20 protein-coding genes are annotated in these 20,791 nt (G+C 60.8%); 8 read left to right on the forward strand and 12 right to left on the reverse strand.

Annotated elements, in window-relative coordinates; all coding sequences use genetic code 11:
• The first annotated feature begins 85 nt into the window (after positions 1-85).
• The 6 genes from F1529_RS07775 to F1529_RS07800 are packed head-to-tail and all read left to right on the forward strand — an operon-like array spanning position 86 to position 8,764.
• Positions 86-667 (forward strand): nucleoside triphosphate pyrophosphatase, encoded by a 582-nt coding sequence (locus tag F1529_RS07775; RefSeq protein WP_155133461.1) that lies wholly within the window; start codon positions 86-88, stop codon positions 665-667.
• Positions 668-670: 3 nt separating this feature from the next.
• On the forward strand, positions 671-4,492 hold the full coding sequence (locus tag F1529_RS07780; protein WP_196220381.1) for a YhdP family protein: 3,822 nt from the start codon (positions 671-673) through the stop codon (positions 4,490-4,492).
• Complete coding sequence (locus tag F1529_RS07785; RefSeq protein WP_155133464.1) at positions 4,489-5,346, forward strand: carbon-nitrogen hydrolase family protein; 858 nt, start codon at positions 4,489-4,491, stop codon at positions 5,344-5,346. The genes F1529_RS07780 and F1529_RS07785 overlap by 4 nt, the downstream gene beginning before the upstream one ends.
• Positions 5,333-6,778 carry a metalloprotease TldD gene (gene tldD / locus F1529_RS07790; protein WP_155133467.1) on the forward strand — a complete coding sequence of 482 codons (1,446 nt, stop codon included), beginning with the start codon at positions 5,333-5,335 and terminating at the stop codon, positions 6,776-6,778. Before F1529_RS07785 ends, tldD begins: the two co-directional genes overlap by 14 nt.
• Positions 6,778-7,239: a Crp/Fnr family transcriptional regulator gene (locus F1529_RS07795; protein WP_007151180.1), complete on the forward strand. Its 462-nt coding sequence runs from the start codon at positions 6,778-6,780 to the stop codon at positions 7,237-7,239. Before tldD ends, F1529_RS07795 begins: the two co-directional genes overlap by 1 nt.
• Before the next feature lie 16 nt (positions 7,240-7,255).
• The gene (locus F1529_RS07800; protein ID WP_155133470.1) at positions 7,256-8,764 is read left to right on the forward strand and encodes a C13 family peptidase; all 1,509 of its coding nucleotides are present in this window, start codon (positions 7,256-7,258) and stop codon (positions 8,762-8,764) included.
• 25 nt (positions 8,765-8,789) lie between these two features.
• Here F1529_RS07800 and yjgA read toward each other — a convergent pair whose 3' ends face one another.
• Complete coding sequence (gene yjgA / locus F1529_RS07805) at positions 8,790-9,329, reverse strand: ribosome biogenesis factor YjgA (RefSeq protein WP_155133473.1); 540 nt, start codon at positions 9,327-9,329, stop codon at positions 8,790-8,792.
• A 35-nt stretch (positions 9,330-9,364) separates the two neighbouring features.
• On the opposite strand from yjgA, the gene pmbA reads away from it, so the two are divergent.
• On the forward strand, positions 9,365-10,720 hold the full coding sequence (gene pmbA, locus F1529_RS07810; protein WP_155133476.1) for a metalloprotease PmbA: 1,356 nt from the start codon (positions 9,365-9,367) through the stop codon (positions 10,718-10,720).
• Positions 10,721-10,777: 57 nt separating this feature from the next.
• Positions 10,778-11,524 carry a BPSS1780 family membrane protein gene (locus tag F1529_RS07815; RefSeq protein WP_007151509.1) on the forward strand — a complete coding sequence of 249 codons (747 nt, stop codon included), beginning with the start codon at positions 10,778-10,780 and terminating at the stop codon, positions 11,522-11,524.
• A gap of 435 nt (positions 11,525-11,959) precedes the next feature.
• On the opposite strand, the gene mgtE is transcribed toward F1529_RS07815, so the two are convergent.
• The 11 genes from mgtE to F1529_RS07870 form a co-directional block, all read right to left on the reverse strand.
• Positions 11,960-13,324, reverse strand: coding sequence for a magnesium transporter (gene mgtE, locus F1529_RS07820; RefSeq protein WP_007148384.1), 1,365 nt, complete (start codon positions 13,322-13,324; stop codon positions 11,960-11,962).
• Positions 13,325-13,428: 104 nt separating this feature from the next.
• Positions 13,429-13,698: an HPr family phosphocarrier protein gene (locus F1529_RS07825; protein WP_007150503.1), complete on the reverse strand. Its 270-nt coding sequence runs from the start codon at positions 13,696-13,698 to the stop codon at positions 13,429-13,431.
• Between the two features lie 63 nt (positions 13,699-13,761).
• On the reverse strand, positions 13,762-14,622 hold the full coding sequence (gene rapZ, locus F1529_RS07830) for an RNase adapter RapZ (protein ID WP_007151424.1): 861 nt from the start codon (positions 14,620-14,622) through the stop codon (positions 13,762-13,764).
• A gap of 106 nt (positions 14,623-14,728) precedes the next feature.
• Positions 14,729-15,202: a PTS IIA-like nitrogen regulatory protein PtsN gene (gene ptsN / locus F1529_RS07835; protein WP_007151552.1), complete on the reverse strand. Its 474-nt coding sequence runs from the start codon at positions 15,200-15,202 to the stop codon at positions 14,729-14,731.
• Positions 15,203-15,217: 15 nt separating this feature from the next.
• Complete coding sequence (gene hpf, locus F1529_RS07840) at positions 15,218-15,517, reverse strand: ribosome hibernation-promoting factor, HPF/YfiA family (RefSeq protein WP_007151194.1); 300 nt, start codon at positions 15,515-15,517, stop codon at positions 15,218-15,220.
• Between the two features lie 39 nt (positions 15,518-15,556).
• Positions 15,557-17,020, reverse strand: coding sequence for an RNA polymerase factor sigma-54 (locus tag F1529_RS07845; RefSeq protein ID WP_155133479.1), 1,464 nt, complete (start codon positions 17,018-17,020; stop codon positions 15,557-15,559).
• 239 nt (positions 17,021-17,259) lie between these two features.
• Complete coding sequence (gene lptB / locus F1529_RS07850; RefSeq protein WP_007151483.1) at positions 17,260-17,985, reverse strand: LPS export ABC transporter ATP-binding protein; 726 nt, start codon at positions 17,983-17,985, stop codon at positions 17,260-17,262.
• A complete protein-coding gene (lptA, locus tag F1529_RS07855; RefSeq protein WP_299125297.1) occupies positions 17,982-18,587 on the reverse strand; it encodes a lipopolysaccharide transport periplasmic protein LptA in 606 nt (201 codons plus the stop codon). Before lptA ends, lptB begins: the two co-directional genes overlap by 4 nt.
• Positions 18,562-19,119: an LPS export ABC transporter periplasmic protein LptC gene (gene lptC, locus F1529_RS07860; RefSeq protein ID WP_007149333.1), complete on the reverse strand. Its 558-nt coding sequence runs from the start codon at positions 19,117-19,119 to the stop codon at positions 18,562-18,564. The genes lptA and lptC overlap by 26 nt, the downstream gene beginning before the upstream one ends.
• A complete protein-coding gene (locus F1529_RS07865; RefSeq protein WP_155133482.1) occupies positions 19,116-19,619 on the reverse strand; it encodes an HAD family hydrolase in 504 nt (167 codons plus the stop codon). Before F1529_RS07865 ends, lptC begins: the two co-directional genes overlap by 4 nt.
• Positions 19,620-20,588, reverse strand: coding sequence for a KpsF/GutQ family sugar-phosphate isomerase (locus F1529_RS07870; RefSeq protein ID WP_155133484.1), 969 nt, complete (start codon positions 20,586-20,588; stop codon positions 19,620-19,622).
• Between the last annotated feature and the right edge of the window lie 203 nt (positions 20,589-20,791).

Below are 20,791 nucleotides of genomic sequence, written 5' to 3' on the forward strand. Positions count from 1 at the left end.
TTGGGCGCGGCTTCAATTTTTCAGTTCTCGGCATCACTGGGTCGCGCAGCTATCAATTGTCCATTATCAACTAGCAACTAATTCTATGATTCTTTACCTTGCCTCCGGCTCTCCCCGCCGGGCGGAATTGCTCCAGCAGATTGCCGTTCCCTTTACGGTGTTGCCCGCTCCGGCCATCGATGAAACGCCCCGTCCCGGTGAGGTGCCGCTGGACTATGTGCAGCGTATGGCCAGCGAAAAGGCGGCCGTGGGCCTGACCCGCATGCCGGCACCGGGTGCTGTACTGGGTGCAGATACGGCGGTGGTGTTGGGGGAGCGTATTCTGGGCAAGCCTGCCGATGATGCCGATGCCCTGGCGATGCTGGCGCAGCTGAGCGGACAGTCCCATCAGGTCATCTCGGCGGTTTGTCTTTGCCTTGAGGGTCGGCAAGCCGTGCGCTATTCGGTGACGACAGTGCACTTCCGGCCACTGGATGCCGCGCGCCTGCAGGCCTATGTGGCCACAGGTGAAGGGCGCGACAAGGCGGGCAGTTACGGCATTCAGGGGCTAGGCGGCGCACTGGTGGCATCGTTGTCTGGCAGTTACAGTGGAGTGGTTGGCCTGCCCCTGGAGCAAACGGTGGCGTTGCTTGAATGGGCCGACATTCCTTACTGGCAAGTCGACTGACTTATGGCATCGACCCACACTTCACGCTGGCGCCGACTGCTTCCTTCCCTGTGGTGGGCAGCCGCGATCATTTTATTGCTGATGGCTGCCTATGTGGTGGTAGGGCGTCAGCTGATGTTGCTGGTGCCGGATTACCGTGAGCGCCTTGAGCATCTCTTCGAAGAACGCATTCAGACCCCGCTGACCATCGCTGAACTGAACGGCACCATGTCCGGCCTGGTGCCCCAGTTCGTGGCCCGCCAGATTCGCCTGCCCGCCCCGGAAGGGGAGGCGCCATTGGTGCTGGATGAAGTGGTGCTCAGCATTGATGTGTTTCGCTCCCTGTGGCACCGGGACCTGGTGCTTGAGGAATTCAGTGTGCGCGGGGTGGATTTGAATCTGGTGCGCGGTGAAGACGGCAAGATTCGTCTGCGTGGCCTGGATGTGCTCGGCCAGAGTGACCCTGAATCCCGGCCGCCGCTGGAGCGTATCCTCAAGTTGTTTTACCGCCAGCAATTGTTGTCGATCAGCGATGCCCGCTTGTCCCTGGAATGGCCGGGCATGCCACCGCTGGCGGCATCGCAGCTGGATGCCACCATGACCAACACGGGTGGCGAACACCGGCTGGCGGTGCGTGTGGAAGCTAGGGACCGGCCTCTTTCCCTGCTGGCAAAAATACACCTGCACGATGATGCCTACGCGCTGGATGAGGTGGATGCGGATATCTATACCCGCTTCGAGGGCAGGCGCCTGCACGAATGGTTGCCCGATATAGACAAAATGCCGCTGGATCTTGGCTCGCTGGATGCCTCCGTGGCGCTGTGGGGCACCCTGGAAGGCGGTGAGCCGATCAGCGGCCAGCTGCAGGTTGATGTGCCCACGTTGACGCTTACCCAGGCAGATACGGCCTGGCCGTTAACCGGTTTGTCCCTGCGCGCCTCACTGCTGCGCGAGGACGATAAAGCGACCTTGTCGTTGTCCAGTCTGTCCGGCAAGTCGCCTTCCGGCCCGCTCACGCTGGGTGATATGGCGTTGCGCTGGGAGACCCGGGGCGAACGGCGCCAGTGGCAGCTGCGCGCCAATGAACTGCCCGTGCACGCCATCAGCCAGCAATTTCAGAGCTGGCCATTCAGCCTGCCGGCGCCCGCCGGCAAGGTGCGTCAGCAATTGTCGGTGTTGTCCCCGCGCGGTGTGGTGGAGGGGGTGTACCTGAGTGGCCACGCGCGGGATCTGGAACAGTTTCAGATGCGCTTTGCCGGCCTGGCCAGCCAGGCGGATGACCGGATTCCCGGCGTCAAAGGTCTGAACGGGTGGGTTGCAGGGTCGCCGGATGCGGGGCTGGCGCATTTGTACAGCGATGATCTGGCGCTGCGTCTGCCGCGCCTGTATGACCACGAACTGGGTGGCCAGATGGCCGGGGTGTTTGGCTGGCAGCGCCAGGGCGATGCGCTCACGGTGCGCTCCAGCCGCCTGCGCGTGGTGAACCCGGATGCTCACGGTGAGGCCATGGTTGCGGTGACCGTGCGCCCGGAGCAGGTGCCCGAGCTGCGTCTGGCGGCAGAGATTTACGATGGCAATGGTGCCCGTGCCAATCACTACATTCCGCTGAAGCGGTTGCCCGATGGCCTGTCCGGCTGGCTTGGGCAGGCCATCGGCGATGGTCATTTGCAGCGGGGCCAGCTGCTCTATCAAGGGCCGGTGAAAATCGATAAAAGCCGGCAGCAGGACCGGACTTTCCAGATGCGTTATCAGGGCGAGGACGTGCGCCTGTCGTTTCTGCCTGACTGGCCGCAGGCCACTGGGGTTAACGCGGATGTATGGATTAATGGCCGGGAAGTGCAGGGGGTGGCCAGCCGGGGCAATCTGCTCAATAGCCAGGTGGCGGATGTGCACGTGGACGTGCCGGCGTTTGATGATGAGACCGGGCCCCGCGTGATTGTCACCGGTAAGGTTCACGGCCCGCTCAGTGACCTGGATACGGTGTTTCAGGACACCCCGCTGACAGAACAGTTGCCCGACGAGGTGAAAGACTGGCGCTATCAGTCCGGCACCATGGGGGGGCAGCTGACGTTGAATATCCCGCTCAAGAAAGGTGAGGGCGCGCCCATGGTGATCGTGGATGCGTCCGTGGCCGATGGCCGGGTGGAAAATACGGAACGCAACCTGCTGCTGACTGAGGTGCAGGCGCCGGTGTATTTCCATCTGCGCGACGGGTTGCAGATGTCGCAGCTCAGCGCCTCCACGCTGGGTGGCAAGGTGACGGGCAAATGGACCACCGACGCGGGCAAGAGCACCCTCGCCCTGGAGGGGGCGGTGCCAGTGAAGTCGGTGCGTGAGTGGCTGGGTTTCAACTGGCTGGCCCCGGCCAGTGGTTCGTTGCCGTTGGCGCTGACCATTCAGGTGCCCTGGCAGGGCACGCCCTTTGCCCTGCACGCGACCTCCTCCCTCAAGGGCGTGACAGTGAAGGCGCCAGCGCCTCTGGGCAAAAGTGCGGCGCAGACCCGGGCGCTGACGCTGGACCTTACCGGCAATGGCCAGCGATTGGGGCTGCAGTATGGCGATGTCGTGCGCGGCGCCTTTGCGCTGGGTGAAACGGTGCGGGGTGACCTTCGATTGGGGGCCGGGACGCCGCGCATTCCCGCGTCTGGCATCGATGTGCATGGGCGCCTGGCCCGTGCCAGCGTGGAACCCTGGATCGATTTTGTCAGCGATCAGCTGGCGCCGGCCATGGAGGACAATACGTCGGATAGTGACGATTCTGGCGGCCAGCAAGGTGGGCTTAACAAGGTAAATGTGCAGGTGGCCACGCTGGATTTGTTCGGCGTGGATGTGCCCGGAGCGAGCCTGTCGGTGCTGCCCAGCGGCAAAGGTTGGGACCTGGCCCTGAGCAGCCCGACCGTGGCCGGCTCCATGACCATTCCCGAAGGGTTTTCGGCCCGGGGAGACGCGCCCCTGAATTTATCCGTATCGCGGATGAATCTGACCTTGCCGGAAAGTGCGGATCCGAAATCCGGGGCGCCGCTGTCGCCGATGAGTCTGCCTGCCGTGGATGCCCGCCTGGCCAACCTGCGTATCAACGGTGAAGACTTCGGTGAATGGCAGGCGGACCTGCGTCCCACGGCGCAAGGGGTGCGGATCAACAATCTGCAGGGCCGCTGGCGGGCCAGCCGGATACAGGGCACGGTGGACTGGACAGAAGACAGCGGCAATCAGTACACCCGCTTCAATGGATCGCTGGCGTCCGATAATCTGGGGCGTTCCCTGAGTGCCTGGGGGCTGCCGGAAATGATTGAATCCGATGACGCCAGTGCCAAGGTGTCGCTGGGCTGGCCACAGTGGCCACTGGCGCCGGATTACCTTGCTCTGGATGGTCAGGCGCGGGTGGATATCGGCGAATGCCGGATTCCCGATACCGACACCAAGACCTCGTTTTTGCGGCTTTTGGGTATCCTCAATCTGGGCACCATCCAGCGCCGATTGCGGCTGGATTTCTCCGACCTGTACAAGAAGGGGCTGAGTTGCGACAGCATCAGCGGGGACTTCGCCATCGACGGTCCCCAGGTGTCCACCAGCAATCTGGCCATTGATTCGCCCTCGGCCGCCATTCGTGTGAAAGGGGCCATCGACCTTGAAAAAGAAACCCTGAACCATCAGATGGAAGTCACGTTACCCCTGTCCAGCAACCTGTATGCCGGGTGTCTGGCCGGGCCTGCCGCCTGTGCCGGTATCTTTGTGGTGGAGCGCATCTGGGGCGATAAACTGGACAAGACTGCGACCATGGAATACCGCGTGAGCGGCAGTTGGTCGAACCCGAAAGTGTCTGAAACCGAAGGGATTTTCGAATGACGGTGCCTAACGCAGCGGCACAGGTTGCCGCAATACAGATGACCAGCGGTAAAACGCCGCAGGCCAACCTGGAGCAGGCTGCCGAGCTGTTGCAGGCGGCCCGGGACAAGGGCGCCAGCCTGGCGGTGTTGCCGGAAAATTTTGCGGGCTACGGCGGTGATTACCGGGTGCTGGCGGCAGAATACACCATGCTGGAGCAGTGGCTCTGTGAGCAGGCGTCCCGGCTGGGCATGGCCATCATTGGTGGTAGTGTGCCGTCGTTGCATCGCCCGGACGGTGAGCCTGTGTCCGCTCCACGGGTACGCACGCGCTCCCTGGCGGTAACGGCGGATGGCGAGATCGTTGGCCGTTATGACAAGCTGCATTTGTTTGATGCTCAGGTGCAGGACGCTCAGGGCCAATACCGGGAGTCGGATCTTTTTGAGCCCGGTGAAACCATCGTCACCGTGCCCCTGGCGGGTGTGCAGGTGGGCATGGCCATCTGCTATGACCTGCGCTTTCCGGCCCTTGCCCAGCGCCTGGTGAGTGCCGGCGCCCAGTTGTTGGTCTATCCCTCGGCGTTTACCGCCGTGACCGGTGCCGCCCATTGGGAGCTGCTGCTGCGTGCTACTGCGGTGCAGACCGGTTGTTATGTGCTGGGTGCCAACCAATGCGGGCAACATGGCCCGCGTCGTGCCAGTTATGGCCATTCCATGCTGGTGTCCCCCTGGGGGGACGTGGTGGCAAGTCTGGAGAATGAGCCCGGCGCGCTTGTGGCGCCGCTGGACCTTGCTACCATGGACGAGCTTCGCCAGCGAATGCCTGTACAGCAGCATCAACGATTACGTATTGAAGGTCCTTATGACGCAAACTGATGACGCTCTTTCTATTGCCGAATCCGTGCTGTTGGCTCCGGCCAATCTGCACACCCCGCAACTGGCGTCACTGCTGAATGGCAAACTGACCGGGCAGGCGGATTACGCCGATATCTATTTTCAGCACAGCCGCCATGAGGCCTGGGTGCTGGAGGATGGCATTGTTCGTGATGCCAGTTTCAATACCGAGCGCGGCGCCGGTGTGCGTATCGTGCAGGGCGACAAGACCGGCTTTGCTTACAGCGACGACATCACCCTGGCGGCATTGCAGCAGGCCAGCGGCGCCGCGCGGGCGATTACCCGGCAAGGCCAGGATCGGCAGATCCAACTGGCCAGCCGCGCCGCAACCGCCCGCTACACCGCCATCGACCCCTTGCTGGGCTGGCCCGCCCAGGAAAAAGTCGCACTGTTGCAGCGTATTGATGCCATGGCCCGCTCCCTGGACCCGGCCATTGTCGAAGTCACCGCCAGCCTCAGTGCAGAGCAGGATGTGGTGATGGTGGTGGCCAGTGACGGCACCCTGGCGGCGGATGTGCGCCCGTTGATTCGCTGCAATGTGAGTGTGATTGCCGAGCGGGCAGGCCGCCGTGAGCGGGGCAGTGCTGGCGGCGGCGGCCGCGTGGCCTATGACTGGCTGCTGCAGGAAGAGCGCATCGAAACCTGGACCCGCGAGGCGGTACGCGGTGCCTTGCTGAACCTGGAGGCCGAAGCGGCGCCGGCAGGGACCATGCCGGTGGTGCTGGGCCCCGGCTGGCCCGGGGTGCTGTTGCATGAGGCGGTGGGCCATGGCCTGGAGGGGGACTTCAATCGCAAGGGAACCTCCATGTTCGCCAAGAAAATGGGCGAACGGGTGGCCTCGCCACTGTGCTCGGTGGTGGATGACGGCACCCTGATGGATCGCCGGGGTTCCCTGAGTGTGGACGACGAAGGTACGCCTTCTGCCTGCAATACCCTGATCGAGAACGGCAAGCTGGTGGGGTACATGCAGGACAAGACCAATGCGCGCCTGATGGGGGTTGCCCCCACCGGCAATGGTCGCCGTGAATCCTATGCGCACCTGCCCATGCCACGTATGACCAATACCTACATGCTGCCGGGCGAGAGCGATCCGCAGGATATTATTGCCAGCCTGGATCGTGGCATCTATGCGGTGAACTTTGCCGGCGGCCAGGTCGACATCACGTCTGGCCGTTTTGTCTTTTCTACCAGCGAAGCGTACCTGGTGGAGAAGGGCAAGATTGTCTGTCCGGTAAAAGGTGCCACCCTGATTGGCAGCGGCGCGGAAGTCATGCGGGGCATTTCCATGGTGGGTAATGACCTGGCGCTGGATTCGGGCATCGGCGTGTGTGGCAAGGATGGCCAATCCGTGCCGGTGGGCGTGGGCCAGCCGACCCTGCGCGTGGATGCGCTCACCGTGGGAGGCACCGCCTGATGTCCCAGGTTCTGGATATTCTGTCGCGCATGCGCCTGTTTGCCGGCCTCAGTGATGAGGAGCTGGCGGTGCTGGAAAAGCTGGTGTTCGTGAACCGGGTGCCGGTGGGCGACGTGGTCTGCCGGGAAGGCGACCGCAGTGATTTTGTCTGCTTTGTGGTGCGCGGTTGCCTGGATATCGTCAAGGATAATGACGGCGGTGGCGAAGTCGTGATTGCGCATCTGCGCCCTGGTGATTCCATGGGCGAAATGGCGCTGGTGGACCACGAGCCCCGTTCGGCAACCGTGCGCGCGGCGGAAGACGCTACCCTGATTGTGCTGACCCGCAAGGGTATCGAGCAGTTGCGAAAACGCAGCCCCCATGCGGTGAGTCTGGTGATGGAAAATATCGCCCGCCTGTTATGCACTCACCTGCGCCGTACCTCGTCCCAGCTGGCTCAGTTCAAGCTGCCAGTGGGCTAATGAAAGCCTGTCGCTTATGAGAAACCTGTGTCTGTTGGTATTGCTGGGACTGCTGTCTGGCTGTGAGCCGGTGCAATTGCCGGCGGATGTGCGCATGCCTGATGGCGCCGTGTATGACGGCGACACAGAAGATAACCTGTTCCACGGTCAGGGTAGCCTGACCTGGCCGGACGGTCGGCATTACGAGGGAGAATTCCAGGAAGGCTTGATGACCGGTGAGGGGCGCCTGGAAGGCCGGGATGGTTGTGTGCAGGAAGGCCACTTTGTGAATGGCGTCCTCAATGGTGAAGGGAGTTATACCTGCCCGGATGCGTCCTATCAGGGGCAGTTCACCAATGGGGAGCTGACCAAAGGCTCGGTGGCGTATCTGGACGATAATTCCTATCAGGGGGAATTCCGTGATTTTCAACCGCACGGACAAGGGCTCTGGGTCACCGCATCAGCAGAACAGTTTGAAGGCACCTTTGCCGAGGGTTACATGGTGAAGGGAACTTACCGCAACGAGGAAGGTTACCACTATCAGGGCGAGTTCGATTTCTTCACCTTTGAAGGCAAAGGGGAGTTGACCCGTCCGGACGGCGTGGTGATCCGCGCCACGTTTGAAAACGGCCACGCGGAAGGCCCGGGGACGCGCACGCGGCCCCGTGATGAGGGCGAGCCCGTGGTGGAGAAGGGCTTTTTTGTACGGGGCGATTACTACCCCAGTGAAAAAGCCTGGCGGCAGCGCAAGCAGCAGCAGGCGGCGGCCATGGAAGCGCGGCTGTATACCGAATCCAGCCGATTACAGTCTGTCTTGTCCTCGTTGGCGCCCCAGCGACCCGGTGTGCGCGATGTCTATTTGCTGGTAGTCGGCGGTGATGGCACCGAAGCGGTGTTTGCCCGTGAGGTGGACTGGGTGGCGGAACGGTTGGGCTCGGTGTTTGATTTGAAGCGCCGCCATGTACGCCTGATCAATGGTGGCAGCGATGAGTTGCCGCTGGCCACCCGTACCAGCGTGCAGGAAAGTCTCAAGGCGCTGGATGCCTTGCTGGACCCTGAGGAAGATTTATTGCTGGTGCATTTTGTCAGCCATGGTTCTCCCGACGGTGATCTGCTGCTGGATGACAAAAGCCTGAAGCTCAACAACCTCACCGTGGCCGATGGCAAGCAATGGTTGAATGGATTGTCTGCCCGGCATCAGTGGGTGATTGTGTCGGCCTGTTATTCGGGCAAGTGGGTGGAAGGCCTGGCGACGCCGGAGCGAGTGGTGTTTTCCTCTGCGGCGGCAGATCGCACCTCGTTCGGTTGTGGCGATGATTCCGAACGGACCTGGTTCAGCAAGGCGTTGTACGGCGAGGCGATGGCCGCCGGGGTCAATGATCCGCAAGCCTGGTTCGACGCGGCGAATGAAAAAGTGGCGCTGATGGAAAAGGAACAGGGCATTGAAGGCGAGGCCCATTCGCAACCACAGAAATCCGTGGGCGGGCGTTTTTTACGCTGGTGGCAAGCGGATAAAGCCGCCCTGGTGGTTCCGGGGCGGCCTTGATATGGCTTTGGGCAACGCGCCGATGTCAGTACAGCGGTGCCGTCTTGTCCAGCTGGTTCAGGTAATTGATTAGCTTGCGGCGCTCGCGTTTGAATTTCTCCTTTTCCGCGGGGGGCGCGTCGGCGGGGTCTTTCACCCGGGCCTTCAGTGCATTGCGCGTCAGGTTGCGCAGCTGCTGGCGGTCACCGTGGGGAAAGAATTCCAGAATTTGTTGCACGGTGCTTTCCGCATCTTTGGGCTGTTCGCAGATTACAATCTGCTCCACCCAGTTGCTGAGACGCTGCTGGCGAAACGGATCATTGAGTTGCTCCAGCGCCTGAATGATCTGTTCGCTGTTGGTTTCGCGAATGAGCCGGCCGATGTATTGGGCATGGCGGCGGCGTGCCTCGTGGCTGGTGATGCGTGTGGCTTCAACCAGCGCGTATTGCAGATCGTCACGCAGGGGCAGGCGCTCGCGCTCCACCTGTTTCATGTCCATCAGTAACAGACCCAGCTCTTGCAAGGCATTGTCTTCGCGCTTTTGCTGGCCCTTGCTGGTGATCTGGTCGTCGCTATACTCGGTCATAACTGTTTAATACCCATCAATGGAACCGCTATTTTATGTCTGATTCCTCCCCAACGACAGCCGAACTCGACAATACGCAGTTACAACAGGCCAAAGATACGGCTGCCTGGCTGATAGAAGAGGCCAAACGGCAGGGCGCTGATGCGGCGGAAGTGGGAGTAAGCCTGTCCCAGGGCTATTCGGTCAACGTGCGGCAGGGCGAAGTGGAAACAGTGGAATTCCACCGTGACCGGGGTGTGTCGGTGACCGTGTACAAGGGGCAGCGTAAAGGCCACGCCAGTAGTTCCGATGATAACCGGGACAGTTTGCGGGCCACCCTGGCTGCTGCCACGGCTATTGCCGGTTACACCGAAGAAGACCGTTATGCGGGGCTGGCGCCAGCGGCTGATCTGGCAAAGGAAGTGACAGACCTGGATTTGTATCACCCCTGGGCCATGGATACCCAGGCTGCCATTGAGCAGGCATTGCGTTGTGAAACCGTGGCCCGTGACGATGCGCGCATCGTCAATTCCGAAGGTGCCTCCGTCAACAGCGGGGCCAGCCTGCGGGTGTATGCCACCTCGGAAGGGTTTTTGCACGGCTACCGTGGCACCCACCACAGCCGTGTGTGCAGTGTGGTGGCGGAAGATGAGGCCGGCATGCAGCGCGATTACTGGTATGACGGTGGGCGTGTGGGAGATCGTCTGGCGTCTGCCGAAGCCGTGGGGGAGCAAGCCCGTGAGCGCGCCCTGGCCCGGTTGGGTGCTGAGGTGCCGGAAACCGGTGAGCTGCCGGTGATCTTCGCCCCGGAAGTGGCGTCGGGTCTGTTGGGACATTTGGTTTCTGCGATCAGCGGCGGAGCACTGTATCGCCGTAGCTCTTTTCTGCAGGACTGCCTGGGCAAGGCGGTGTTACCGGCCGGGTTTCAGCTCACGGAAAATCCGCACCTGGCAGCGGGCAACGCGTCGGCGCCTTTCGATGGTGACGGCTTGCCCACCCGGGCTCAGGCGTTTGTGGAAGACGGTGTGCTGAAACAGTATGCGCTGGGCCTGTACGCCAGCCGGCGTTTGGAGATGGCGCCCACCGGCAATGGTGGCGGTGTTCGCAATGTGCGTATTACTGATACCGGTGATTCGCTGGCGGAGCTGATGGCCAAGGTGCCGAAGGGGATTCTGATCACTGAGGTCATGGGGCAGGGCATCAATTTGGTCACCGGAGATTACTCCCGGGGAGCAAGCGGTTTCTGGTTTGAGAACGGTGTCATACAAGGTGCCTTGCAAGAGTTTACTATTGCCGGTCACCTGGGGGAGATGCTGCTGGGGATTCAGGGTAGTGGCACGGATGTGGATTACCGCGGGAATATTGCCTGTGGGTCCCTGCTGTTGTCGCCCATTAAGATTGCCGGCCGGTAATGGCCTCCGGTGTGATTCGATTATTTTTTTGACTTGGGAAAGGGAAGGAACCAGCTAATGAGTGATATGAATCCGTATCAACAGCCGCAATCGGATGTGGCCAATGCGGCGCCAGCCAGCGCCAATGAGTTCACCATCATCGCGCCACGCAAAATTAGCGTGGGTGATGCCATGGGCTGGATTGGCAAAGGTCATGGCATGCTCAGCGGGCATTGGGGTGTGGTATTGGGCGCGCTGGTAGTGACTGTGCTGATCACTTCTGCCTTGCAGATCATTCCGCTTCTGGGTGCGATTGCCCAGATACTGCTGACACCGCTGCTGTACGCGGGCATTGTGAAAATCTTTCATCGTATCGATACGGAAAACCGTTCTGATTTCTCGGATCTGTTCGCCGGGTTTTCTGACCGTACCAGTCCACTGATCATGACCGCAGTGGCGCAGTTGGTGGTGCTGTTGGTGGCGGGCGTCGTATTGGGTGGCCTGTTTTTCCTGCTCGGCCGTGACGGCGGTACTGCGGCCATCGTGGTGCTTGGCCTGTTGGCCACGGTAGCCATGTTTGTCTTCATGTTCCTGTTTTACTTCGTCGTGCCGCTGATCTTTCTGGGGCAAAAAGGGGTGGTCGACGCCATGAAGCTGAGCCTGGATGCCTGCCTGAAAAATATTATTCCCTTCATCGTTTATACCCTGGTGATCTCCCTGATCCTGGTGGTAGCAGCGATTCCGCTCCTGTTGGGGTGGTTGTTCGTGATGCCGATTCTGGCCGGTGCGTACTACGTATCGTTCAAGCAGTTGTTTGTGGAATAAGCGCGACGGGCAATGATGCAGTGATAAAAAAAGGCGCCGGGTACGGCGCCTTTTTTTATGGTTCTTCGCGGACTGGAGTGAAGAACACGCTTCTCAACGTTTAATTGGGTTATCGCGAATGCCCGGCACGTTGCCAAACGCTTGACGCCGAATGCCTGACGTAAAACCCCTGGCCTGAGCGGCTGTCGTTATTGTGGGGATTTCAGGGCCATCATTAAGGTCGTGATCGGGTAATGCATTTTGCGCGGAGAGTATCGGGGCCAAGGTGTTCAGGTTTTGAATGCAAGCGTCCGTCGTCTGGCATCCGGCGTCCAGCGGCTGCCAAGGCGGGATAATGAGACAAGTTCTGAAGCCGGCTGATTACTCAATTCCGCGATGAACCTTTTTTATACCGCTCTGCGGCAGCAGCATGCTGCAAGTTATCACCATCGCGGCTCAGGTGAGGAGGTGTGCATACAGCACCGTGGCAAGGCCGAGGAAGGCAAAGAAGCCGACAATATCGGTAATGGTGGTCAGCACCACGGAGCCGGCCAGGGCCGGATCGATGCCGAGACGTTTCATGGTGATAGGTAGCAGAGCGCCGGCGCTGGCGGCCATCACCAGGTTGATCACCATGGCGGCGGCGATGACCAGTCCGAGGTTGGGGTCGTTGAACCACAGCCCGGCGGTAATGCCGATCACGGTTGCCCATAGCAAGCCATTGATTGCACCCACGGACAGTTCCTTGAACAGCAGGTAGCGGGTGTTGTTGGACTGGATCTGGCCCAGCGCCATGGCGCGGATCACCAAGGTCAGTGTCTGGCTGCCGGCGATACCGCCCATGCTGGCCACGATGGGCATCAGGATGGCCAGCGCCACGACTTTTTCCAGGGTGGCTTCAAACAGGCCGATGACGGCAGAGGCGGCGAGTGCAGTCAGCAGGTTGATGCCCAGCCACAGGGCCCGACGGCGAGCGGTTTGCCACACGGAGCCGAAGGTATCTTCGTCTTCATCCAGACCGGCCATGCTCATCAGTGAGTGATCCGCTTCTTCGCGGATTACGTCAACAACGTCATCAATGGTGATCCGGCCCACCAGCATGCCGTCCTCATCCACCACCGGGGCGGTTACCAAATCGTGGCGTTCGAAGATCTTTGCCACTTCGTGGGCGGGCAGGGTGGCAGTAATGGATTCCGTGTCGGTGATCATGGCTTCGCGCACGGTGGTGCCTGGGTCGCTGATCAGTACCTTGGTCAGTGGCAGCAGGCCGATGAACTGGTTTTTCCGGTTCACTACGGCCAGGTTATCCGTGGTGCGAGGAATTTCGCCGCGGCGACGCAGGTAGCGTTGAACAACTTCGAAGGTGATCTCCGGACGCACGGTGATCACGTCCGTGTTCATCAGGCCGCCGGCGGTGTCTTCCGGGTAGCTGAGCACATGCTCCAGCCGTTCGCGGTTCTGTTCGTCCAGGCTGGCCATCACCTGGGAGGTGACATGGTCCGGCAGCTCTTGCAGCAAATCCGCCAGGTCATCCGTGTCCAGTTCTTCGACCAGCGAGACCAGTTCGTCGGTGGACAGGTTACGCAGCAGTTCGACCCGGACCTCTTCGCCCAGGTATTGCAGGACTTCGGATTCCTGGTCTTTATGCAGCAACTGCCAGAGAATTTCCCGTTCCCGTGGCGGGGAGGATTCCAGTAAATGCGCCGCTTCCGCGCCGGGCAAATTGTTGATCAGCTGACGTACCTGGGTATAGGTACCGCTGGCCAGGGCGCGGTTAATGGCTTTTAAATGCTGTTGGCTACGGCTGCTATCAGCGGGCATGGCTCCTCCTTGCTGGAAGAGAGTTTACACGAGGCGGTGTGAAGGCCGAAGCGTCGCCGGTGGGATGGCGGTAAAGAGTGGTAAATTTCCCGGTGATTAGAAGGCTACTCGCCTTCGTCGAAACAGCGGGCGAACAGGTCTTCCAATTCGTCCATGGCGTGTTGTTCGTCTTCCCCTTCCACCTGAAAAGTGACGCTACTGCCTTTCGCTGCGCCAAGCATGAGCAGGCCCATGATGCTTTTTGCGTCGATGGTCTGGCTCTTGTGCAGGACCAGAATGCGGCTGTCGTAGCGGGAGGCCACGCTGACCACTTTGGCGGCCGCGCGGGCATGCAGGCCGAGTTTGTTGATTACGTCGAGCTTCTTTTCAATCATCGGGTGTCTTGTGGTCAGAAGTGATCTGAAAGGGAAAAGGCCGGGTGTCAGGTCATGGCCGCGTTATTGCTCTCTGGGCAGTTCCCGGTGGCGAACCTGAAGGGCAATGCCTTTGGCGCGCAGAGTCCATGCCAGCTGTTCGGTGATAAAGACTGAGCGATGGCGCCCGCCGGTACAGCCGATGGCGACTGTCACGTAGCTGCGATCGCTGTGGGCAAACGCCGGTAACCAGCGCGCCACGAAATCGCCGATGTCCTTGAGCATGTCGTGACTGGCCTGATGCTGGCTGAGGAAATCGATGATGCAGTCATCCTTGCCGGTAAAGGGGCGCAGGTCTGCATGCCAGTGCGGGTTGGGCAATACCCGTACGTCGAACACCAGGTCCGCGTCGGTGGGCAGGCCATTCTTGAAGCCGAAGGATTCCAGCTGTAGCGACAGGGCGGCTTCACGGCGAGCCACCCGTTCGCGCATCAGGTTGCGCAGGGTGTGCACGTCGTGGTTGCTACTGTCGATGACCAGATCGGCGCGCTGGCGGATGTTGGCCAGCAGTTCCCGTTCATGGCCGATGGCGTCGGCCAGTGAGCGCTCGCCGGTGCCCAGCGGGTGACGGCGACGGGTGGCGCTGAAGCGGGTCTGCAGGGTGTGGTCATCCGCGTCCAGGTAGATGATTTCACTGCCCACCTGTTGTTCGTTCAAGGCTTCAAGGATGTTGTCGAAAGCCAGTAGCTGGGCGGGGAGGTTGCGGGCATCAATGCCCACAGCGACCCGCTCAATCGGGGGCTCGCCCTCGCTGAGCTGTTTCGCCAGTGTCGGCAGCATGCCGGCGGGCAGGTTGTCGACACAATAAAATCCCTGGTCCTCCAGCGCTTGCAGCGCGGTGGTTTTCCCGGACCCGGAGCGGCCACTAATAATGGTGAGTTTCATGATTGCACCGCTGGCACGCCACACGTAGCACGCTGGCACGCAAGATCGATAGACAAGGGGGCGTTTGGGGCGTGTTGCATGATGCGTGAAAGCTTGTTGCGTTCCTTCATGATGCCAGTCGCAACTCCGCTTCGGACTCTACGGCCGTCTGATAGAGGTGTTGGTTATCGGTGCTGTGGCGCAGTTCCGCACGGTAGCTGTCGTCGTTGAACAGGGATGCCAGGTGGCTGAGTGTCTTGAGGTGCTGTTCCGGGTTGTCCTGGGGGACCAGCAATACAAACACCAAGTCCACGGGGTGCCCGTCAACGGCGTCGAAATCGATGGGGCTTTCCAGTTTCAACAACAGGCCTACTGCTTGCTGGCAATGTCCGAGCCGGCAGTGGGGAATGGCAATGCCTTCGCCAATGCCTGTGGAGCCCAGTTTTTCCCGGGCGACCAAAGCATCGAAGACCTCCTGTTCATTGAGGCTGTCACAGCTGGCCGCGGCCAGCTGTGCAACCTGATCCAGCAGTTGTTTCTTGCTGCTGGCCTGCACGCCATGATGGGTGCGGGCCAGAGTCAGTAGTTCGCGAACTCGCATAATTGTCGCTTTGGGTTAGTGACCGTGCTTGTGGCTGACGGCCTTTTCCTTGTGTTTGAGAATCTGGCGGTCCAGCTTGTCCGTCAGCTTATCGATCGCTGCATACATGTCTCCGGCCTCAGCGGTGGCGAAGACATCGGCCCCGGAAATATGGATTGTGGATTCAGCTTTATGGGTTTTCGGTTCCGGAGAGAGAATGACCTGGACGCTGGTGATTTGATCGAAGTGGCGCTCCAGGCGGGAGAACTTATCACCCACATAGGCACGCAAGGCATCGGTAATATCCAGGTGATGACCGCTGATATTAATTTGCATGGCTGGCTCCTTTACCTGTTTGGGATCCGTCCTGGCGCCCTACACCAAACGCTTGCGGGCGCTGGAAGACGGTATTCGCATCGCCTCTCTGTATTTGGCGACGGTCCGGCGCGCTACATTGATTCCCTGCTCATTCAGCAAGCTGGCCAGCTTGTTATCGCTGAGCGGCTTGCGGGGATTCTCGGCAGCGACCAGCTTCTTAATAATGGCACGAATAGCGGTGGAGGAACACTCACCGCCGCCGTCTGTTCCCACGTGACTGGAAAAGAAATATTTCAGCTCAAAGACACCGCGGGGTGTCATCATGTATTTCTGGTTGGTGACCCGACTGATGGTCGATTCGTGCATCTCAACGGCATCGGCAATATCCGCCAGAACCAGGGGTTTCATGGCCTCATCGCCATAATCGAAGAACCCTTGCTGCACATCGACAATGCGGGTGGCTACCTTGAGCAGGGTGTCGTGGCGGCTCTGCAGGCTCTTGATGAACCATTTGGCTTCCTGAACGCAATTGCGCAGATATTGGCCGTCTTCGCCGCTGGTGTTGCGGGCGATGTTGGCGTATTGCTGCTGCAGGTTGACCCGGGGGAGCACGTCGTCGTTGAGGCTGACCTGCCAGCGGCCCTTATGCTGACGGACGATCACGTCGGGAACGGCGTAGTCCACCTGGGGCTCGCCGATCTGCTCGCCGGGGGCCGGGTCCAGGGTGCGTAGCAGGGACAGGGCCTCCAGCAGGACGTCTTCGCTGGTCTGCAGGGTGCGACGCAGGGCGGCGTAGTCGTGTTTTTCCAGCAGGTCCAGGTGAGCCAGCAGGGCGCAGGCTTCGTCGCGCAGGGCGGTATCGGCGGGCAGTTGGCGCAGTTGTACGCCCAGACAGTCCGCCAGATCGATGCTGGCTACGCCGACGGGGTCGAACTGCTGCAGACGGTGCTGCACGGCAAGCACTTCGTCGCGCTCCAGTTCATCGCCTTCGGTGAGCAGCTCCGGCTGGGCGTTCACCATGTCGACGATGTCATCCAGGGGCACGGTGATGTAGCCGCGGTCGTCCAGGGATTCAATGATTGTCATGGCGATAATGCGGTCCACATCGCTCATGGGCGTCAGATTCAGCTGCCAGAGCAGGTGGTCCTGAAGATTGCCGGAGACCGCGTGGCGTTGCTGCCATTCGTCTGCATCGTCGGGGAGGGAGGCGGTGGCGCTGCTGGTCTGGCCGGAATAGACATCGTCCCACTCGGTTTCTGCGCCGGGTTCGTCCTGCACCAGTTCTTCCAGGGCGTCGTCACGCTCGGTGTCCAGCTCCTCGTCCTGACGTTCTTCGTCATGTTCGGGCAGGCTGTCGTCACCGAAATCGTCGGCCAGTTCCAGCAAGGGGTTGCTCTCCACGGCCTGCTGGATTTCCTGGCGCAGGTCCAGCGTGGACAGCTGCAAGAGGCGGATGGCCTGCTGCAGCTGCGGCGTCATGGTGAGCTGCTGGCCAATTTGTAGTTGTAGTGTGGGCTTCATACTGCTCGGTATTCTGCGGATCCCCAAAACACGAGAATACCAAGCTGATCACACAACAAGCAAGAATTGTGCCACTGGTCTTTGTGTGCTAGGTGAGTGACGTTGGCGGTTGATAGTGGGCCGTTGGTGGCGAGGCGAGCAGCAATGGGGGGGGCAGCAGGTAGCCGCGTCCAGGCATTGGGCGCGGCTACCTTGCTTTCAGGCCGGTCCGTGCTTTCACGGCGTCGCTGGCAGTCTGTTTAGAGCCTGAAGTCGGCGCCCAGGTACACATCCCGCACCTGCTGGTTGGCGAGGATGATGTCCGCATCGCCGGAGGCAATGATGTGGCCGGCGCTGACGATATAGGCGGTGTCGCAGATATCCAGCGTTTCACGCACATTGTGGTCAGTGATCAGGACGCCAATGCCGCGGTCTTTCAGGTGGCGGATAATACCCTTGATATCGTTCACCGAGATCGGATCCACCCCGGCGAAGGGTTCGTCCAGCAGGATAAAGTCCGGGTCGGTGGCCAGGCCGCGGGCAATCTCCGCTCGGCGCCGCTCGCCGCCGGACAGGCTCATCCCCAGCGAATCGCGAATGTGGCCGATGTGGAATTCCTTGAGCAGGCTCTCCATGCGCTCGTGGCGCTCTGCCTTGCTCAGCTCCTTGCGGGTTTCCAGAATCGCCATGATGTTCTCTTCCACCGTCAGGCGACGGAAGATGCTGGCCTCCTGGGGCAGGTAGCCAATCCCGCGCTGGGCGCGACCGTGCATGGGCAGGTGGGTGATGTCGCTGTCATTGATCTCAATGCGGCCGGCATCGGCTTCCACCAGCCCGACAATCATGTAGAAGCAGGTGGTCTTGCCGGCGCCGTTGGGGCCCAGCAGGCCGACAATCTGGCCGGCTTCCACGTCCAGGGAGACATCCTCGATGACCCGGCGGCCCTTGTAGCTTTTTGCCAGGTGGTGGGCGCGTAAGTGGCTCATGGTGTGCTGGGCTCCGCGTCGGGTGAGGCGGTGTCGTTACCGCCACCGGGGGTGTCGTTTGAGTTGCTGGTGTCTTCGTCGCCGGCAGCATCGTCGTCGGTGCGGGTGGCGTTGGTTTGATTCTCGGCCGGGATCACCAGGCGAACGCGCTGGTCGCCTTCACTACTGGCGTCCACACGTTTGGAGTCCAGGCTGTATTCCACCTTGGCGCCTTCAAATGTATTGCCCTGATGCTCGATGTAAGCGTCGCCGGTGAGGACCAGAGTGCGCGCGTTAATGTCGTATACCAGGTTTTCGGCGTGGGCATTCAGTCCCTCGCCTTCCTCCATGCGCACGGGGGAGCCGGTGGCTTCCACCCGGACCAGGTCGCCATTTTTGGTGAACAGGCGCATTTCGTCAGCAAACAGTTTGCGCTTGCCCTGAATCAGTTCCACGTTGCCCCGGTACAGGCCGCTGCCCGCATCCTGTTCGAAGCGGCCACTGTCTGCCGTGACCTGGATGGGGCCTTCCATGGGGGCGGCCTGAACGCCCAGGGGCAATGTCGCCAGCAATGCCAGTGCGGCGAGGCGGCGGGTGCTATGAAGCCGGTGCTTCAAACTCACTCTTTACTCCTTGTTTCAGGTTCAGAATGCCCTTGTCGAGATCGGCTTCCAGGGCGCCGGCACGAGTCTGGCCGGAGTCGAATGTCATTTCCACATCGCCGGGGGTGGTGGCGATATTGGTGTCGCTGTTGAAGCGCAGTTCGTCGGTGTCCAGGTTCACTTTCTGGGTGGGGTTGTCCACATTGACCTTGCCGAGAAAGGTGATCAGGTCGCCATTGTCTTCCACGGTGCCTTGCTCGCTGGTGATGGTCCAGCTGCCCTTGTCGTTCGCCATGACCAGCACCGGCGCTTCCATTTCGGTGAGGGGATTGTGGTCAAACTGCACCAGGTTGTCGGCGGTCAGGTGATATTGCAGGGTGCCGTCTTTTTCGCTGAAGGCGCGGGCGGTCACGTCGTCGGCAATAATGGCCGGCGCCATCATTACGGCGTTGTCCTGGCCGGGCAGGGTGCTGTCCCACTCGTGGAGCGTCATCAGCATGACCAGCCCCAGCATCAGAATGCCGGTGGCGCTGAGTAGTCCCTGTCGTTTCATGCCTGGCTCCGCAGGGCGAGAATGGCATCGCAGATTTCCCGTACTGCGCCTTCACCGCCGCGGCGTTCGGTAACGTGCTCGGCGGCGGTTTTGGCGCAGTCGTGGGCGTTGGCCGGGGCAAAACTGAGCCGGGCCCAGAGCAGGGCGCTCACATCGGGTTCGTCGTCACCGGCATAACCGGTTTCATGGGCGGCGATGCTCAGTGATTCAGCCAGTGCTTCCAGTGCCACCCCTTTGTCTTCGCGACCCTGAATCACGTGTTCAATGCCCAGGTCTGCCGCGCGTTTGGCCACCATGGGGGAGTTGCGCCCGGTGATGATGGCCAGGATCACGCCGCTGGCGGCCAGCTTTTTCAGGCCGTGGCCGTCCAGGGTGTTGAAGACTTTCAGTTCTTCGCCCTGGGGGCCGAACAGCAGGCGGCCGTCGGTCATTACGCCGTCCACGTCAAACGCCATCAGGCGCAGGTTCTGGGCATCAACGGAGGAAAATTGCATGGGCATTTATACCACTCCTGCGCGTAGCAGGTCCTGCATGTTGAAGGCGCCGAGGGGTTTGCCTGCATTATCGCAAACCATCAGGCCGTTGATTTTGCGGGTTTCCATGATCTGCAGCGCTTCTGCCGCCAGATGGCCCTGGGCGATGGTGATCGGGTCGGTGACCATGACCTCGGCAATGGTGGCTTTGCGGATATCAATGTCCCGGTCGAATATGCGGCGCAGATCCCCATCCGTAAAGATGCCGGCCAGGGTGCCGTCCTCGTGAGTGACGGCGGTCATGCCCAGGCCCTTATGGGTCATTTCCAGCAGGGCTTCGCTGAGCGACGTGTCCGCGCTGACCACGGGAAGCTGTTCGCCGGCGTGCATGATGTCATCCACTTTTAGCAGCAGGCGGCGGCCCAGGCTGCCACCGGGATGGCTGAGGGCAAAATCTTCCGGAGTGAAGCCGCGGGCTTCCAGCAGGGCGATGGCCAGGGCGTCGCCCATGGCCAGGGCGGCAGTAGTGGACGAGGTGGGCGCCAGGTTATGAGGGCAGGCCTCTTCCGCCACGGCCACGGTCAGGTGCACGTCGGAGAGTTGTGCCAGCGCGGATTGCGGCCGGCCGGTCATGCCGACCAGGCCAGTGCCCTTGCGTTTGATCACCGGGAGAATGGCCAGCACCTCGGCGGTTTCGCCGGAATTGGAGAGTGCCAGTACCACATCGTCCGGGGTAATCATGCCCAGGTCGCCATGGGAGGCTTCACCGGGATGCACAAAGAAAGAGGGGGTGCCGGTGCTGGCCAGGGTGGCCGCCAGTTTGCTGCCCACATGCCCGCTCTTGCCCATGCCGGTGACGATCACGCGGCCTTTGGCATTCAGCATCAGATCGCAGGCAGCAGAAAAGCTGGCGTCCAGGCTGTCTTTAAGGTTATCCACGGCCCGGGCTTCGATATCCAGTACCCGTTGACCGACGCTGATATGGTCGTGACTCATGCGTTCTCCTTGGCGTTGGCGGCGATTATACACCGGTTGCCCCCTTCACGTTGACCCGTAATCGGTAACCCGGCCTTCCGCGCGGGAACCGTATCGAACTTTGTGACTCCAATAAAACAACCAAGGTTCACGATGTTGCCGCTGTTGATGACTGGACAGGGGGTAAAGAACACCGTAAAACCGCCGGAGACTAACAGGGAGTA

This window comes from Alcanivorax sp. VBW004, from assembly GCF_009718865.1.
Lineage (GTDB): Bacteria > Pseudomonadota > Gammaproteobacteria > Pseudomonadales > Alcanivoracaceae > Alcanivorax.

Excerpts from the sequence above, each read along its gene's own strand:
- F1529_RS07845 (WP_155133479.1), bottom strand. The coding sequence starts at position 17,020 with ATGAAGCCCACACTACAACTACAAATTGGCCAGCAGCTCACCATGACG.
- lptB (WP_007151483.1), bottom strand. The coding sequence starts at position 17,985 with ATGAGCCACTTACGCGCCCACCACCTGGCAAAAAGCTACAAGGGCCGC.
- F1529_RS07775 (WP_155133461.1), top strand. The coding sequence starts at position 86 with ATGATTCTTTACCTTGCCTCCGGCTCTCCCCGCCGGGCGGAATTGCTC.
- ptsN (WP_007151552.1), bottom strand. The coding sequence starts at position 15,202 with ATGCGAGTTCGCGAACTACTGACTCTGGCCCGCACCCATCATGGCGTG.
- F1529_RS07825 (WP_007150503.1), bottom strand. The coding sequence starts at position 13,698 with ATGATTGAAAAGAAGCTCGACGTAATCAACAAACTCGGCCTGCATGCC.
- F1529_RS07780 (WP_196220381.1), top strand. The coding sequence starts at position 671 with ATGGCATCGACCCACACTTCACGCTGGCGCCGACTGCTTCCTTCCCTG.
- yjgA (WP_155133473.1), bottom strand. The coding sequence starts at position 9,329 with ATGACCGAGTATAGCGACGACCAGATCACCAGCAAGGGCCAGCAAAAG.
- F1529_RS07800 (WP_155133470.1), top strand. The coding sequence starts at position 7,256 with ATGAGAAACCTGTGTCTGTTGGTATTGCTGGGACTGCTGTCTGGCTGT.
- pmbA (WP_155133476.1), top strand. The coding sequence starts at position 9,365 with ATGTCTGATTCCTCCCCAACGACAGCCGAACTCGACAATACGCAGTTA.
- F1529_RS07815 (WP_007151509.1), top strand. The coding sequence starts at position 10,778 with ATGAGTGATATGAATCCGTATCAACAGCCGCAATCGGATGTGGCCAAT.
- F1529_RS07785 (WP_155133464.1), top strand. The coding sequence starts at position 4,489 with ATGACGGTGCCTAACGCAGCGGCACAGGTTGCCGCAATACAGATGACC.
- F1529_RS07795 (WP_007151180.1), top strand. The coding sequence starts at position 6,778 with ATGTCCCAGGTTCTGGATATTCTGTCGCGCATGCGCCTGTTTGCCGGC.
- F1529_RS07870 (WP_155133484.1), bottom strand. The coding sequence starts at position 20,588 with ATGAGTCACGACCATATCAGCGTCGGTCAACGGGTACTGGATATCGAA.
- mgtE (WP_007148384.1), bottom strand. The coding sequence starts at position 13,324 with ATGCCCGCTGATAGCAGCCGTAGCCAACAGCATTTAAAAGCCATTAAC.
- F1529_RS07865 (WP_155133482.1), bottom strand. The coding sequence starts at position 19,619 with ATGCCCATGCAATTTTCCTCCGTTGATGCCCAGAACCTGCGCCTGATG.
- rapZ (WP_007151424.1), bottom strand. The coding sequence starts at position 14,622 with ATGAAACTCACCATTATTAGTGGCCGCTCCGGGTCCGGGAAAACCACC.
- hpf (WP_007151194.1), bottom strand. The coding sequence starts at position 15,517 with ATGCAAATTAATATCAGCGGTCATCACCTGGATATTACCGATGCCTTG.
- tldD (WP_155133467.1), top strand. The coding sequence starts at position 5,333 with ATGACGCAAACTGATGACGCTCTTTCTATTGCCGAATCCGTGCTGTTG.
- lptC (WP_007149333.1), bottom strand. The coding sequence starts at position 19,119 with ATGAAACGACAGGGACTACTCAGCGCCACCGGCATTCTGATGCTGGGG.